This is a genomic window from Moritella yayanosii (assembly GCF_900465055.1).
Lineage (GTDB): Bacteria > Pseudomonadota > Gammaproteobacteria > Enterobacterales > Moritellaceae > Moritella > Moritella yayanosii.
Map to the genome: position 1 here is coordinate 3702899 of NZ_LS483250.1, position 17270 is coordinate 3720168.

Sequence of the window (17270 nt, forward strand, 5' to 3'; positions counted from 1 at the left end):
ATTACTTAACATTAGAGCAACACTGTGATAACCCGCTTATTATTTAAACTGATTCTAGTCAATTAAGTTGCATATATGGGGCAGGGGACGGTAAACACTGCCTTGTCGTCCCAGCGCAACATGGTCAAGCTATTACCCCAGACGCAACCAGTATCAAGTGTTGTCGCATTTTTATGACTACAATGGCCTTCTAATGCAGCCCAGTGACCAAAAATAACATGGGCGCCATCCAGGTGAGTGCCAGCAACTTCATACCAAGGAATATGCTGGATATTGTTATTGGTTGCTGGTGAATGCTTGTTATGAAACTCCAACTGTCCATCTGGTGCGCAAAACCGCATACGGGTAAATGCATTAATAATAAAACGTAGCCGGTCAAAGCCTTGTAACTCTTCTTGCCAATAGTCGGGTTGTGCACCGTACATATTCTCGAGTAATGCCAGGTAGTTATCACCATGCAATTGTTCATTAACTTCTTCGGCATATTGTTTTGCTTGTTGCTGGCTCCATTGAGGGCTAATACCAGCATGCACCATAATAATATTGAATTCGTCATGGTACGCAAGCAGTGGTTGCTGACGTAACCAGAGTAGTAATTCGTCTTTATCTTCAGCAGCAAATATAGCCTGAGTCTTATCCTTAGGGTTTAGCTTAGCTAATCCTGCATCAATTGCGAGTAAATGTAAGTCATGATTGCCAAGTACAGTAACGGCTGCTGAGCCAAGTTGTTTCACAAAGCGTAACGTCTCTAGTGATTTTGGACCACGGGCCACAAGATCGCCGGTTAACCAAAGTTGATCTTGGCGTGGATCAAAATTTGCTTGTTGTAGCAGGTGTTGTAGATCGTCGAAACAACCTTGAATATCACCAACAAAATAAGTTGCCATATATAAGTTACCTTTCTAGCCGAGCTTGATGAAGTATGTGAGTTAATGGGTTTAATCGATCAGTGCAACAGATTCGATCTTCCCTTGCACGATACTCAATGGAGAATGGGTAATTATATCATTGCTATAGCAAAAATCTTGCTGTGAAGAGATAAGATAATCATTATCTTGAAAAGGATTGTGTAATTCGGAAACCGTGCCGTCGCTGTCAGTGAGTAATAGCCGAATACTTGATAAGTTAACCGACTGGCTTAATGGATTGGTTAACGTAATAGTATAAGTAAAGAAGTCCCTGTGTTGTGTTGGTACAGATACTTCTTCGACATATTCGGTGTCAATGATAAGAGAGAATGACTTACCATTGATACCGGCGTCTTAATCCGCTGCTTGCATTGGATTATCGGTGACGAAATTGGCTATCGTCACATAGTTTTCAAGCGTCAAGTTCTCTGGACGTAGAGAAACGTTAATACCGAGCGCTGCAATGTCATCAACCGAAATCACTTTTTTCAGGCTATTACGAATTGTTTTACGGCGTTGGTTAAAGGCATTTCTCACTACTAGGTTAAGTACTTTTAAATTTTTCGCGGGATGCGGTAATACCGTATGTGGTTCTAAACGAACCACCGCTGAATCTACTTTTGGTGCCGGTCTGAATGCTTCAGGGCCGACTTCAAGTACGGGTGTTACTTTGCAGTAGTATTGCGTCATTACTGTTAAGCGACCGTAACTTTTAGTGTTATGGTTAGCGGCTAAACGTTGTACTACTTCTTTTTGTAACATGAAGTGCATATCTTGGATATTTTCATGGAACTGAAATAAGTGGAACATTAACGGCGTTGAAATATTGTAAGGTAAATTACCAAAAATACGCATTTTCATGTTCGGTTTGATTAACTGATTAAAATCAAAACGCATTGCATCTGCTTGGTGAATGTCTAATTTTTTAGATAGTACCGGGTGTTGCTCTAGGCGTTCAGCAAGATCTCTATCCAGCTCGACGACTGTCATCTTATCGAGACAAGCGGCTACAGGCTCGGTTAAGGCGCCTAAACCGGGACCAATTTCAATTAGGTTTTCACCTTTTCTCGGGTTAATCGATGCCACGATTTGATCGATTACATAAGTATCATGTAAGAAGTTTTGACCAAAACGTTTTTTCGCGGTGTGACCTAAATGGACCTTGTCGTTCATGCGTGTTTCTCTATCATTTCTATTGCTTGGTTTACGGCTGTAAACATACTGCCGGCGTCGGCTGTTCCAGTACCTGCAAGTTCAATTGCAGTACCGTGATCAACTGATGTACGGATAAAAGGTAAGCCCAGGGTAATATTTACGGAGTTGCCAAAACCAACCGATTTTAATACCGGCAATCCTTGGTCATGATACATTGCTAATACAACGTCAGCATCATCAAGATACTTAGGTTGGAACAAGGTATCTGCAGGGAGGGGACCTGTCAAATCAATACCCTCATCGCGAAGTTTCATTAACGTCGGAGAGATGATCTCAATCTCTTCGCGACCTAAATGTCCATCTTCACCTGCATGTGGATTGAGTCCACATACATAAATTTTTGGTCGTTCAATACCAAACTTAATGTTCATCTCAGCGTGAAGGATGCGAATAATATTACTTAATCGCTCTTCGGTTATCGCTTTTGCGACATACGCTAGTGGAATGTGAGTGGTTACTAACGCCACACGTAGCCCCGTGGTTACCAGCAGCATCACTACGTCAGCTGTAGCGGATTGCTGTGCAAAAAACTCAGTGTGACCGCTAAAAGATACGCCGGCTTTATTAATAATGCCTTTGTTAACTGGGCCTGTGACGACAGCGCTAAATTCTGCAGACATATTTCTTTCACATGCAAATTGCAGAGTATCTAATACATAGCGACCATTCGCTACATCAAGCTTACCGGGTTCCGCGGATACCGCCATTTGCATAGGGGCGATAGTTAACGTACCTGCACGTTGAGGTTGTGCTGGTACACTTGGATCATAGTCGATTAATTTAATCTTTTTACCAAGCATTTTTGCTCGAGCTAAAATTAGCTCCGGATCGGCACAAAGCACCAATTCGACTGGCCAGTCTTGCTTCGCTAATTCCAGCACTAGGTCTGGGCCAATACCTGCAGGCTCACCTGGAGTAATTGCTATACGATGAGTCACATTTTCACCTGTTTACGATTCATTATTTAAAATACGAATATAAGCTTCTTGTTTTAATTCATTCAACCAAGCTTGGCTTTCTTCGACTGCACGACGATTATACAGTAATTGCCATGCTTTTTGGCGATTTGCTTTATCGGTCGTATCTTGTGTACGTCTATCAATTAGTTGCACTATATGCCAACCATGGCTAGAACGAAATATCGGACTAATTTCGCCTTTCTGCAAGTCTTGCAATGCCAACTTAAATGCGGGTACATAGATGTTTGGATCTGCCCAACCAAGTTCACCACCTTTGACGGCAGAGCCGGTATCATCTGAATAGGCTTTAGCAAGCTCGGCAAAGTCAGCGTCGCCTGATTTAATACGCGTTAAGTATTCATTGAGTAATGATTGCGCTTTGTCATCACTTAAGATAACAGATGGTTTAATCAGAATATGGCGTGCATTAACTTCTTTGGTCAAGACTGTTTCTACACCACGCATACCGCTAACTTTAATGATATGTAAACCTGCGCCACTACGAATTGGACCGATAATATCGCCTATTTTAGCATTGGTTACTGCATCTGCAAATAATGTCGGCATTGCATTAATATTCATCCAACCCCAATCGCCCCCATCCAGCGCTTTGGGACCCGCTGAGAGTGCTAACGCAAGATTTGAGAATGGTTCACCCGCATTAAGTTGCGTTTGTATATCGGCAATTTTAGTTTGTAGTGCATCCATCGTGGCATTATCTGCCTCGTTAGGTATTCGCAGCATAATATGTTTAATACGGTATTGTCGATTTTTCTGCCCTTGCTCATCAATAATGGCAATTAAGTTATCAACATCTTGATCGGAAATGGTAATTCGACGACGCATTTGCATACGTTGTACTTCGTTGGTTAATATCTGAGTACGGATTTCTTCTTTGTAGTCATTAAAATTGCCACCATCGGCAACCACACTTTGACGCAGTTGTTCTACAGTTTGGTTATCACCTTTAGCGATATTATTTAGCGTATCTTCAAGCTGAGAATTGCTAATCCGCATGCCCATTTTCTTGGCCATTTGCAGCTGTAAACTATCAATAATAAGTTTATCTAACGCCTGCTGAGCCAGTACCTCTGGCGATGGTAACGTTTGGCCTGCTTTTGTCGCACGTTTTTCTACCGAGCGTGTTAATGCCTTTACATCACTCGCTAAAATAACTTCTTCATTAACAATGGCAATCACTTCATCAAGTTTGGTGAGTTCGGCCTGCGCTTGCCAACTCGTTACCACTATGACTCCAGATAACAGAGTCTTAAGCATTTTTTTTATCACTTTATGAATTCCTATTCAATATCGACTATAAGTGAGACAGCTGTAGGCTGAAAATTATCAATTTTTTACCACGGGAAATATGAGGATTGTCTAATTTTATGAACACCGAGGTGAAAAAGTAAGCGGAAGTATACCTTGTCAGACCTTCAATGCAATCATCATGGGCTGTAAATCCTGGTTTGATTAATAACGGCTAGCTTTAACTGGGTTATGTATAGCCGTTATTATACCCGTTTACATATCTATGTTATTCACGTAACTGGAATGGTTCACCGTATGAAAATAGACTTGAAGTACCGATGTTATTCATATCGGTACCAATACCGCCAAGACCTTTTAGTTCAAACATTAATGTTGGGCCGCGATCAAAGGTTGTTTCATTGGTATTTATATTATGATTTTTTAAACGATAACCATAATCAAGGCGAATTGCCCAACAACATGATTCATATTTAATCCCCACAAAGGCATCTTGGGTTATGTTATTTTCGACATCATAATAATAACTGGCGCCCATGTCCCACTGATTATTGATCGGTAAGATAAATTTGGACCCTATTTGGTTTATTCGTGAGTTAATGTTCTCATTTTTCGTTTCTAATATCGACGACGTATCATCAATGTAGCGATAGTTAAGTTGTATTTTTGGGCCACTGTCAAAACGGTATTCGATAGCCGCATCAGCACGGCGTACTAAGTCATCTTGAATAGCATATTCAACACTGTTATTGATGAATAAATTACGGCTTATTTTGACATCGGCTTCCATTACGATACTGGATGTTGTTACCTCCGTGTTGTCTGCGGTGATATCGGTTTCTGGTGCAATACCGACTTGGCTATCACCAAAGTAAATGATTTGGCCTAATGAAAAACGGAAACGTTCGCTGCCGATGTCATCAAACACACGACTGGTTAAACCTATGGTGAATTGATTGGTATCGGCAATGCGATCTAAACCGCTATAAATACGGTCGCGGTATAAACCGAGGAAATCTTGCTGGATCGTTGATGAGTCATAAATACCAATATTATCTTGGTTTTTATAAGGGATATATAAGTACTGTACTTGCGGCTCTAACGTCTGGGTAATGGCACTTCCAAACCAAGATGTTGGCCGTTCAAAATTCAAACCTGCATGCAATCTGGCTGTTGGTATCACCCGAAATACTTGTTCTGCCAGTTGACCTTTGTAGCCATTAGCAAAGTTTTTGTTATCTGACTCATTGAATGTTTGGTTATAATAAGTCATCGGTAATTTAAACTCAGCAACCGCAAAACCTGCCGGGCGTTTGTAAGGAAAACTAATCTGTGGTTCTATGTGGGTGCGGATGCCACTGTACATGTTGCTGTTAGAATGAGAGAAATTAGTTATCTCGCTATAAACGGACAGTTCAATGGGATTATTATCAAATTGTTGGTAACCGGTAAAAGAGATTTTCGGTAATACTTTATGGGGTGTTGAGACTGATGAATTACTTAAAATCTGAAAGTCACGCACTTCAAATTGTGATGACGTCATATCGGTATTGTAAGTCAATGCAGCAGTGCGTAGTAATGTATTGCTGTCTCTTGAGCCAGCCGAGGCATTAAGATCAGAAAAATAATTGTTATCACTTACTTGTGTATAGCTAGCATTGAAATTTAAATTGTCATTAAAATTACCGTTGTGGCTCCAATGGTAGAGAGTACGATCGGTATTGGTTTTCTTATCGTTAGCAAGATATTCAACATTAATTTTACCACTCTGACCATCGACTAAATAACGGAATTTAGTGGTTAAGTAGACACCACGCTTCGACATGTAAGTCGGAATTATGGTCATGTCATAATTTGGCGCTATATTCCAATAAATTGGTTGCGAAAAAGTAATCCCATTTTCTAATGAATTTTCAAATGATGGAAACAATAAACCGGTTCTACGCTTATCTGTGGTTGGATAAGTGAAATATGGCATATAGAAAATTGGTACGTCTTTAAAGTACAGCGTTGCGTTATAAGCTTCGGCAGACTCATCTATATTATCAATATTGATCGAGGAAGCACGTAATACCCAGCTATTATCCCCAAAGGGACATTCGGTATAAGTCGAGCGTTGCATTAAAATATTGTCACCGCTATTGGTAATATAGACCTTTTTAGCTTCACCATTAGCCGCTTGACCGTGCAGTAGGTAATTGACCTGTGTGAGTTCTGCATCTTTGGTATCTAAATTGGCTTTTAATGTTTTGCCTTTAATTGTCGATGTACTGTCTTCTAATATAACGTTGCCTTTAGCCGTTAGAATATTAGTGAGTTGATAGAGAATAATTTCATCAGCAGATAATACTCTATTACCTTGAGTAAAGTTCACATCACCGGTAAATATGGCCTTGCTACCTTGGGTCACTTTCGCACTGTTTGATAGTAGCTGGATCTCGTTATTTACTTTGCTATCTTCAATCGGTGGTTTTATAGCTGGTACATAAGGGTAACATTGTTTAAAAAGTGTTAACTCCGCTAATTCAGATGTAGTGATAGAATCGTCAATGGTCCTTGATGTACCATCTTCGTTAGTGATAATGGTGGCTGCGCTAGCTGAGAAGACGACACCGCTGAGTGTTGATAATAAGGTGAAAAGGCGCATTTTAACAATCCATTTTGTCATCGATAATTTCATTAAAATTTTAAAATAGTTGAATATACTAATGCATATTACAGCGATAGACCATGTAATGACTGGTTTTATCCGGTAAACCTGTAAAAAGATGATGAGATTGATTGATTTGTTACATTTTAAACCGCCATAATACGATTCTTATATAAATACATGTCATTTTTGCTTGGTAGCTACTGTTATGAATATGTTGTTTTACATTTTATTATTCGCCATTGGTATGAAATTTGGTGGGTTTTTTGGGGCAGTTTTTATGGTTTGGGTTGGCTCGATATTAAAGCGCCAATTTGGTCCTCGACTCGGTATTGATACTCGCCCTGCTGCACATAAGCGTCAGGATGTTTTTTTGCACACGTCATTTTCGGTGATGGGGCACATGGCAAAAGCGGACGGTCATGTGACCGAAGCAGATATTCATGTGGCAACGCAATTAATGGACCGGATGAAACTGACGGGTGAAACTCGTCGTGCCGCGCAGGCGTCATTTAGCCAAGGTAAAGACGCTGATTTTCCGTTAGAGCAAACAGTGCGCGATTTTCGTCGTGTGAGTGTGTTGCGCCGTGACCTGATTAAAATGTTCCTGGAAATACAAATTCAGGCCGCGTTTGCTGATCACGAATTATCACATTCTGAGCGTGATATTCTTCATCGTATCGGTGCGATATTAGGGGTGAACAGCCAAGATATGGACAATTTATTGCAGATGATGGAAGCTGAGATCCGCTCTCACCGTCATGGCAGTAAAGTCAGTCGTGAAGAAGCATTAACTAATGCTTATCAACAGCTTGGTATAAGTGAGAATGATGACGATAAAATCATTAAACGTGCTTATCGTAAATTAATGAATGAACACCATCCCGATAAGTTAGTGTCAAAAGGTTTACCAGAAGAAATGATGATTATTGCTAAAGAGAAAGCCCAAGATATTCAAGGTGCTTATGACGTAGTAAAAGAATCGAGAAAAATGCGTTAATACCAGCCTAGTTTGACCAACCAGCCATAAATCATCTGGCTGGTTGCAATCTGAGTTTCTACTTGCCCCAGTTATCTATATCACCTAACCAAGCCACTTCAAGATGCAAACCGATAAAGAAAGTATATTCAAGGCATGAAGTCGAGGATTTAGTTATTCTAAATCAAGACTTCAGTATATTAATCAATTGAAAAAGGTGGTTTAACCTTAAACTTCATTCTTTCATATGTTAGGGGATGATCAATTTCTAACATAGCAGCATGCAGTTGTAAATGTTCGGCGGCTGCCACGCCTTGTGCTGACGCATATAATTCATCACCTAAAATGGGCGTACCCAATGCTAACATATGTACTCGCAATTGATGCGATCGACCAGTCACCGGTTTAAGCAATACTGTTGCGCTCGCTTGCTGGTTGTTATTGCTGTTGGCAGGTTGCTCTGCAATAACTTGCCAATGGGTCAACGCGGGTTTCCCGTCGATAAAATCAATCATTTGCCTTGGCCTGTTGGGCCAATCACAACGTAAAGGTAAGTCAATGCTGCCAGACGTGGCAGTTGGGATCCCCTCTAAACGCGCATAGTAGTATTTTGCGGTTGCGCGTTGTTGAAATTGCCTGCTGATGTGGCTTTGTGCGGTTTTGCTCAGTGCCATTAAGATCACACCTGAGGTACACATATCCAGCCGATGCACAATTGACGCAGTGGGAAACCGTTCTTGGACCCGACTGGCAATACTGTCGGTATGCTCGGGTAATCGCCCAGGAACGCTTAATAATCCACTCGGTTTGTTTAACACAATAATGGCATCGTCTTGATAAATAATATCTAACCTTGGGTGTTGCGGTGGAGCATAAATAAAATCGGACATAGGGTATATACAATATAGTGAAGTGTTTAGAAGATAAGTTGTAAATTATTAGTTGTTAATAATAACAATTAATAACCAAGGGGTTAACGGAAATTAACCGCTTGGTTGCTCGTCATTATAACGTGCTTTTAGTTAGCTTGGAGTAACCACAATAAAACGTACTGCATCTAATTTAAGCTGAGCGTTATTAATGTGCGTGGTGAGTTCTGCTGTTTGTTTTTCAATAAACGCCAGTTCTTCATCACGTACATTAGGGTTAATCTTCTGCAATGCTTGTAGACGTTCAAGCTCAGCACTCATATTCTGCTGCATTTTTGCCAGTGCAGCGTTAGTGATCGCTTGCTTTTGATCTTCAGCTACCGCGGTTGATTTACCAATAAGATCATGGATAATCGTTTGAGATGCTGAAACGAGTTTTGTCGCTACATGGCGGCTAATCGCATTAAGCTGACGATTGAAACTATCAAAATCTACTTTCCCGGCTAAGTTATTACTGTTTTTATCCAGTAATAAACGGATGGGTGTTGCCGGTAAGAAACGATTAATTTGACAATAAGGCGGTGCCGATGTTTCAACCACATAAAGTAGTTCTAATAAAATAGTACCAGCAGGTAGCGCTGGATTTTTTAATAGTGAAACGGCGGTTGAGCCCGTATCAGAGGTCATGATTAATTCAATGCATGCGCGTATTAATGGGTGTTCCCAAGTCAGAAAATGTACGTCGTCACGAGACAATGCAGTCTCACGATCGAAGGTAACTGTAATGCCGTCTTCAGATAGATGTGGCAAACTTGGTACTAACATCTGATCTGTCGGTTTCAATATCAGCATGTTCTCGCCACGATCTTCTTGATTTATACCAATTACATCGAATAAGCGTATCGCAAAAATAGGCAGTACCGGACTATCATCATTGGCTTTTAGCTGTGCAATAATGTCGTCTGATTTACCCAAACCGTTAGAGTTCAATTCCAGTAAACGGTCGCGACCACTTTCCATTTTTGCTTTTAATGCCTCGTATTGACTACGTGTATCAGTGATTAATGCGTCAGTTGCGGCAAGATCAATTTCTTTTGCGGCTAGCTGAGTCAGTAATTCATCTTTTACTTCTGCAAAAATATCGCCACCGATAGGGCAAGTATGCTCAAACGCATTTAAGCCATTTTGATACCAGTTTTGTAATACATCCTGTGCGGTATTGGTAAAGAAAGGGACGTGAATACTGATGTCATTTTTCTGACCGATACGATCTAAACGACCAATGCGTTGCTCAAGTAAATCTGGGTTTAATGGTAGATCAAATAATACTAGGTGTTGTGCAAATTGGAAGTTACGACCCTCGGAACCAATTTCAGAACAAAGTAGAACTTGTGCTCCCGCATCCTCTTGGGCGAAGTAAGCACCCGCTTTATCGCGCGCGATAATCGACATACCTTCATGGAACACGGTGCCACGAATACCTTCGCTCACCCGCAGTGACTCTTCGATCGACATCGCTGTTTCAGCATTGGCGGCAATCACTAATACTTTTTCATTTTTATTGGCAAGTAAGAAGTCTTGTAACCATTCAACACGTGGATCAAAACTACACCAAGATGCGTCTTTGCCTTCGAATTCTAAGAAGATCTCTTCAGGGTATAATCCACGACGAGCCGCTTCCGCATAACTTGCTGTGCCGTTCATCATTTGGGCTACTTTTAATGACGTTTTATATTGGTCTGGTAACGTTAATGGAATCGGTTTGTAGTAGCGGGTTGGGAAGCCTTTAATTGCCGAACGTGTATTACGGAATAATAAACGTCCGGTGCCATGGCGATCTAATAATTGACTGATTATTGATTGTTTTGCTTTCTCGGCGTCTGCTGAACCGGGTGAAGTCTGGATTAAAGCCAGCTTGTCTGATATATCCGCTTCACTTAATAGTTTAGTTAATGATGCTGCAGTTGCGGGTGACACGATGGGTGAATCTAATAGTTGTTGTGCTGCCTGTGCAATGACAGAATAACTATTTTCTTCGGCAACGAATGCGGCATAATCATAGAAACGGTTTGGATCTAATAACCGTAAACGGGCAAAGTGACTTTCATGGCCAAGCTGATCCGGTGTTGCTGTTAGTAGTAGCACACCAGGTGACTTTTGCGCTAATGCTGCTACAACCTGGTATTCACGACTTGGTTCTGTTTCGCTCCATTTAAGGTGATGCGCTTCATCAACAATCAATAAGTCCCAATCAGCCCCCACCGCTTGCTCAAAACGACGACGTTTTTTGCGTAAGAAGTCTAGGCTACATAAGATCAATTGTTCAGTTTCAAATGGGTTATCTGCTTCAGCGAGTGATTCGATACAACGTTCTTCATCAAAAATACTAAAGTGTAGATTGAAACGACGCATCATTTCTACTAACCATTGGTGTTGTAATGTTTCTGGTACCAAAATTAACACCCGATTGGCAAGGCCAGCTGTCAGTTGTTGGTGGATGATCAAACCCGCTTCAATGGTTTTACCTAAACCCACTTCATCAGCAAGTAAAACGCGAGGAGCATGGCGTTTACCCACTTCAGTGGCAATATGTAATTGATGTGGGATCAGACTGACGCGTGGACCCTGAATGCCATTTAATGCAGATTGTTGTTGAGAAAACTGATGTTGTAATGTTTGGTGACGTAAAACAAAGCGATCCATTCGATCGATTTGACCCGCAAATAAGCGATCTTGTGGTTTATTAAACTTAATGAAATTGTTCAGAAATGTTTCACGTAAGGAAACTTCTTCACCGGTGTCTTGATGAATACCTACATAAGTAATGATACCTGAGCTTTCTGTTACTGCGGTAACGGTTAAACTCCAATCTTCATGAGAGAGTACCTGATCACCGACATTAAACATGACACGCGTGATTGGCGCTTCGTTACGAGCATATAAACGGTTTTCACCACTTGCAGGAAATAATAGCGTTAACATTCTGCCTTCTATGGCAACTATTGTTCCTAATCCTAATTCTGATTCCGTATCGCTGATCCAGCGCTGACCAAGTTGGAAGGGCATGTATATTCAAACTCCAAAACCGTAAAAAGGGCGCATGTTACCTAAACAGAAGAGTTAGGTCACGTATAATGACAAATTAAATAATAGTTTAAATTGATCCAGTAAGTAAATGCTATCTATAGTAAGTGATGAAAATAGAAATATTGAATAATTAAAATCTGAAATCATGATAAATCACCTAAGAGTTAGGCGTGAAATAGATGGGTTAGATGAACTATCGTTTATTTTTAATTTGTTTTGTTTGAATTATGTTCGGTTTGTAAGGTTTATTTTTAAAATAGAATGAAATTTATAAAATCACTTGCCAATGAACCCCCGATCTCTATAATCAACCCCACTGACACGGCAACAGCCGCTCAGTATGCTCTTTAACAATTTATTCAAGCAATCTGTGTGAGCACTTGCAGAGATATAATGACCAAATATTATATCAATGTAATTGTGAACATAAACTTAAATCGAAAGATGGTAGTTTTATAAACAATAGAATTTCGGTTTTATTGTTGAAGTACAGAATTCATTGAGCCGACTTAATTGCTTAGGCAATTAGTCAAAAACTTTTAATTGAAGAGTTTGATCATGGCTCAGATTGAACGCTGGCGGTAGGCTTAACACATGCAAGTCGAGCGGAAACGAAGAATAGCTTGCTATTCTGGCGTCGAGCGGCGGACGGGTGAGTAATGCTTGGGAATCTGCCTAGTCGAGGGGGACAACAGTTGGAAACGACTGCTAATACCGCATACGACCTACGGGTGAAAGGGGGCCTCTTCTTGAAAGCTCTCGCGACTAGATGAGCCCAAGTGGGATTAGCTTGTTGGTGAGGTAAGAGCTCACCAAGGCGACGATCCCTAGCTGGTCTGAGAGGATGATCAGCCACACTGGAACTGAGACACGGTCCAGACTCCTACGGGAGGCAGCAGTGGGGAATATTGCACAATGGAGGAAACTCTGATGCAGCCATACCGCGTGTATGAAGAAGGCCTTAGGGTTGTAAAGTACTTTCAGCGAGGAGGAAAGGTGGTGACTTAATACGTTATCACTGTGACGTTACTCGCAGAAGAAGCACCGGCTAACTCCGTGCCAGCAGCCGCGGTAATACGGAGGGTGCGAGCGTTAATCGGAATTACTGGGCGTAAAGCGCATGCAGGCGGTTTGTTAAGCGAGATGTGAAAGCCCCGGGCTCAACCTGGGAACTGCATTTCGAACTGGCAAACTAGAGTTCTTGAGAGGGTGGTAGAATTTCAGGTGTAGCGGTGAAATGCGTAGAGATCTGAAGGAATACCAGTGGCGAAGGCGGCCACCTGGCAAGTAACTGACGCTCAGATGCGAAAGCGTGGGTAGCAAACGGGATTAGATACCCCGGTAGTCCACGCCGTAAACGATGTCTACTCGGAGTTTGGTTCCTTGAGAACTGGGCTCTTAAGCTAACGCATTAAGTAGACCGCCTGGGGAGTACGGCCGCAAGGTTAAAACTCAAATGAATTGACGGGGGCCCGCACAAGCGGTGGAGCATGTGGTTTAATTCGATGCAACGCGAAGAACCTTACCTACTCTTGACATCCATAGAACTTTCCAGAGATGGATTGGTGCCTTCGGGAACTATGAGACAGGTGCTGCATGGCTGTCGTCAGCTCGTGTTGTGAAATGTTGGGTTAAGTCCCGCAACGAGCGCAACCCTTATCCTTATTTGCCAGCACGTAATGGTGGGAACTCTAAGGAGACTGCCGGTGATAAACCGGAGGAAGGTGGGGACGACGTCAAGTCATCATGGCCCTTACGAGTAGGGCTACACACGTGCTACAATGGCGCATACAAAGGGCTGCAAACCAGCAATGGTAAGCGAATCCCACAAAGTGCGTCGTAGTCCGGATTGGGGTCTGCAACTCGACCCCATGAAGTCGGAATCGCTAGTAATCGTGAATCAGAATGTCACGGTGAATACGTTCCCGGGCCTTGTACACACCGCCCGTCACACCATGGGAGTGGGCTGCACCAGAAGTCATTAGCTTAACCTTCGGGAGGGCGATGACCACGGTGTGGTTCATGACTGGGGTGAAGTCGTAACAAGGTAGCCCTAGGGGAACCTGGGGCTGGATCACCTCCTTACGTAAAGTTGTTAATTTTTGTAAGTGCCCACACAAATTGCTTGAATAGAAAGTTGAAAAGTATGTCTTACTCATCGTAAGACGCGAGAAAGCAAAGATAAACAATACAATGTTTATCTTTGCTTTTTAGCAAATTGCTCTTTAAAAATTTGGAAAGCTGAATAAATAAAGAAGTTCTTAAAACACGTTATTGCTTTGGCAATAACAATAGAGTGTTCTTGAGTATTCTTGAGGCGAAAAAAACTAGATAATACCTAGTTATTTCAATTGTACGGTCGACTTTAGATTGTATGGTTAAGTGACTAAGCGTATACGGTGGATGCCTAGGCAGTCAGAGGCGATGAAGGACGTGTTAATCTGCGTTAAGCTGTGGGGAGTTGATAAAAAGCATTGATCCACAGATGTCCGAATGGGGGAACCCACCTTACTTTGTAAGGTATCGTAACGTGAATACATAGCGTTACGAAGCGAACCGGGAGAACTGAAACATCTAAGTACCCCGAGGAAAAGAAATCAATAGAGATACCCTTAGTAGCGGCGAGCGAACGGGGTCTAGCCCTTAAGCAGTTTGGAAGTTAATGGAAGGCTCTGGAAAGTGCCACGATACAGGGTGATAGTCCCGTACATGAAAACGACCTTATTGTGAAATCGAGTAGGACGGCACACGTGATATGCTGTTTGAATATGGGAGGACCATCTTCCAAGGCTAAATACTACTGACTGACCGATAGTGAACCAGTACCGTGAGGGAAAGGCGAAAAGAACCCCTGTGAGGGGAGTGAAATAGAACCTGAAACCGTATACGTACAAGCAGTGGGAGCCTACTTTGTTGGGTGACTGCGTACCTTTTGTATAATGGGTCAACGACTTAATTTCAGTAGCAAGGTTAAGCGAATAGCGGAGCCGTAGGGAAACCGAGTGTTAACTGCGCGAATAGTTGCTGGGATTAGACCCGAAACCCGGTGATCTAGCCATGGGCAGGTTGAAGGTTGAGTAACATCAACTGGAGGACCGAACCGACTAATGTTGAAAAATTAGCGGATGACTTGTGGCTGGGGGTGAAAGGCCAATCAAACCGGGAGATAGCTGGTTCTCCTCGAAAGCTATTTAGGTAGCGCCTCGCGTCTAACTATTGGGGGTAGAGCACTGTTAAGGCTAGGGGGTCATCCCGACTTACCAACCCTTTGCAAACTCCGAATACCAATAAGTTCAATCGCGGGAGACACACGGCGGGTGCTAACGTCCGTCGTGGAAAGGGAAACAACCCAGACCGTCAGCTAAGGTCCCAAAGTGTATGTTAAGTGGGAAACGATGTGGAAAGGCTCAGACAGCCAGGAAGTTGGCTTAGAAGCAGCCATCTTTTAAAGAAAGCGTAATAGCTCACTGGTCGAGTCGGTCTGCGCGGAAGATTTAACGGGGCTAAACATACCACCGAAGCTACGGATGCAAAGACGTGTTCTTTGCATGGTAGAGGAGCGTTCTGTAAGCCGTCGAAGGTGAGTTGAGAAGCTTGCTGGAGGTATCAGAAGTGCGAATGTTGACATGAGTAACGATAATGGGGGTGAAAAACCTCCACGCCGAAAGACCAAGGGTTCCTGTCCAACGTTAATCGGGGCAGGGTGAGTCGACTCCTAAGGCGAGGCCGAAAGGCGTAGTCGATGGAAAACTGGTTAATATTCCAGTACTCGCTTATATTGCGATGGGGTGACGGAGAAGGTTAGGCTAGCATGGCGATGGTTGTCCATGTTTAAGGTTGTAGGCTGTGTGCTTAGGTAAATCCGGGCGCACTTAAGGCTGAGGACTGATGACGAGTCTCTACGGAGATGAAGTAGTTGATACCCGGCTTCCAGGAAAAACCTCTAAGCTTCAGATATAAGAGAATCGTACCCCAAACCGACACAGGTGGTTAGGTAGAGAATACTAAGGCGCTTGAGAGAACTCGGGTGAAGGAACTAGGCAAAATGGTACCGTAACTTCGGGAGAAGGTACGCCAATGATGGTGAAGGACTTGCTCCGTAAGCTATTGTTGGTCGCAGAGAAATGGTGGCTGCAACTGTTTATTAAAAACACAGCACTGTGCAAAATCGCAAGATGACGTATACGGTGTGACGCCTGCCCGGTGCCGGAAGGTTAATTGATTGGGTTAGACTTAGGTCGAAGCTCATGATCGAAGCCCCGGTAAACGGCGGCCGTAACTATAACGGTCCTAAGGTAGCGAAATTCCTTGTCGGGTAAGTTCCGACCTGCACGAATGGCGTAATGATGGCCACGCTGTCTCCACCCGAGACTCAGTGAAATTGAAATCGCTGTTAAGATGCAGTGTACCCGCGGCTAGACGGAAAGACCCCGTGAACCTTTACTATAGCTTGGCACTGAACATTGAACCTACATGTGTAGGATAGGTGGGAGACTATGAAGCATTGTCGCTAGATGATGTGGAGTCAACCTTGAAATACCACCCTTGTACGTTTGATGTTCTAACGTAGGCCCCTTATCGGGGTTGCGGACAGTGTCTGGTGGGTAGTTTGACTGGGGCGGTCTCCTCCCAAAGAGTAACGGAGGAGCACGAAGGTTGGCTAAACATGGTTGGACATCATGTGGTTAGTGCAAAGGCATAAGCCAGCTTAACTGCGAGACAGACACGTCGAGCAGGTACGAAAGTAGGTCTTAGTGATCCGGTGGTTCTGAATGGAAGGGCCATCGCTCAACGGATAAAAGGTACTCCGGGGATAACAGGCTGATACCGCCCAAGAGTTCATATCGACGGCGGTGTTTGGCACCTCGATGTCGGCTCATCACATCCTGGGGCTGAAGTTGGTCCCAAGGGTATGGCTGTTCGCCATTTAAAGTGGTACGCGAGCTGGGTTTAGAACGTCGTGAGACAGTTCGGTCCCTATCTGCCGTGGGCGTTTGAGAATTGAGAGGAGCTGCTCCTAGTACGAGAGGACCGGAGTGGACGAACCACTGGTGTTCGGGTTGTCATGCCAATGGCATTGCCCGGTAGCTAAGTTCGGAACTGATAACCGCTGAAAGCATCTAAGCGGGAAGCAGGCCTCGAGATGAGTTCTCACTGGAGCTTTAAGCTCCCTGAAGGGCCGTTGGAGACTACAACGTTGATAGGCAAGGTGTGTAAGTGCTGTGAGGCATTGAGCTAACTTGTACTAATTACCCGTGAGGCTTAACCATACAAATTAAAGTATGATTAATTGAAATATGACTTAAGAATACGATTGAACACGACTATTTATCG

General features: G+C 42.9%; 9 protein-coding genes and 2 rRNA genes. 3 read left to right on the top strand and 8 right to left on the bottom strand.

What is annotated here, in order from left to right; all coding sequences use genetic code 11:
* Positions 1-62 precede the first annotated feature (62 nt).
* The 6 genes from MORIYA_RS17225 to lptD all read right to left on the bottom strand — a co-directional run bounded on the left by MORIYA_RS17225 (position 63) and on the right by lptD (position 7019).
* Positions 63-887: a symmetrical bis(5'-nucleosyl)-tetraphosphatase gene (locus tag MORIYA_RS17225; protein ID WP_112717149.1), complete on the bottom strand. Its 825-nt coding sequence runs from the start codon at positions 885-887 to the stop codon at positions 63-65.
* Between the two features lie 51 nt (positions 888-938).
* Entirely contained in the window at positions 939-1253 is a 315-nt protein-coding gene (locus MORIYA_RS17230; RefSeq protein ID WP_112718657.1) for an ApaG domain-containing protein, read from the bottom strand.
* A 9-nt stretch (positions 1254-1262) separates the two neighbouring features.
* On the bottom strand, positions 1263-2081 hold the full coding sequence (gene rsmA / locus MORIYA_RS17235; RefSeq protein ID WP_112717151.1) for a 16S rRNA (adenine(1518)-N(6)/adenine(1519)-N(6))-dimethyltransferase RsmA: 819 nt from the start codon (positions 2079-2081) through the stop codon (positions 1263-1265).
* Positions 2078-3061 carry a 4-hydroxythreonine-4-phosphate dehydrogenase PdxA gene (gene pdxA, locus MORIYA_RS17240; protein WP_112717153.1) on the bottom strand — a complete coding sequence of 328 codons (984 nt, stop codon included), beginning with the start codon at positions 3059-3061 and terminating at the stop codon, positions 2078-2080. The genes rsmA and pdxA overlap by 4 nt, the downstream gene beginning before the upstream one ends.
* Before the next feature lie 12 nt (positions 3062-3073).
* Entirely contained in the window at positions 3074-4360 is a 1287-nt protein-coding gene (gene surA / locus MORIYA_RS17245; RefSeq protein ID WP_232011660.1) for a peptidylprolyl isomerase SurA, read from the bottom strand.
* Between the two features lie 259 nt (positions 4361-4619).
* Positions 4620-7019: an LPS assembly protein LptD gene (gene lptD, locus MORIYA_RS17250; RefSeq protein ID WP_232011661.1), complete on the bottom strand. Its 2400-nt coding sequence runs from the start codon at positions 7017-7019 to the stop codon at positions 4620-4622.
* Positions 7020-7209: 190 nt separating this feature from the next.
* Here lptD and djlA point away from each other — a divergent pair, with 190 nt between their 5' ends.
* Entirely contained in the window at positions 7210-8001 is a 792-nt protein-coding gene (djlA, locus tag MORIYA_RS17255) for a co-chaperone DjlA (RefSeq protein ID WP_112717159.1), read from the top strand.
* 179 nt (positions 8002-8180) lie between these two features.
* Here djlA and MORIYA_RS17260 read toward each other — a convergent pair whose 3' ends face one another.
* Both MORIYA_RS17260 and rapA read right to left on the bottom strand, forming a co-directional pair.
* The gene (locus tag MORIYA_RS17260) at positions 8181-8870 is read right to left on the bottom strand and encodes a pseudouridine synthase (protein WP_112717161.1); all 690 of its coding nucleotides are present in this window, start codon (positions 8868-8870) and stop codon (positions 8181-8183) included.
* 132 nt (positions 8871-9002) lie between these two features.
* On the bottom strand, positions 9003-11915 hold the full coding sequence (gene rapA, locus MORIYA_RS17265) for an RNA polymerase-associated protein RapA (RefSeq protein ID WP_112717163.1): 2913 nt from the start codon (positions 11913-11915) through the stop codon (positions 9003-9005).
* 561 nt (positions 11916-12476) lie between these two features.
* Here rapA and MORIYA_RS17270 point away from each other — a divergent pair.
* Both MORIYA_RS17270 and MORIYA_RS17275 read left to right on the top strand, forming a co-directional pair.
* Positions 12477-14021 (top strand): 16S ribosomal RNA (locus MORIYA_RS17270).
* Between the two features lie 291 nt (positions 14022-14312).
* A 23S ribosomal RNA gene (locus MORIYA_RS17275) occupies positions 14313-17206 on the top strand.
* The 16S and 23S rRNA genes sit together here, the layout of an rRNA operon.
* The last annotated feature ends 64 nt before the right edge of the window (positions 17207-17270 follow it).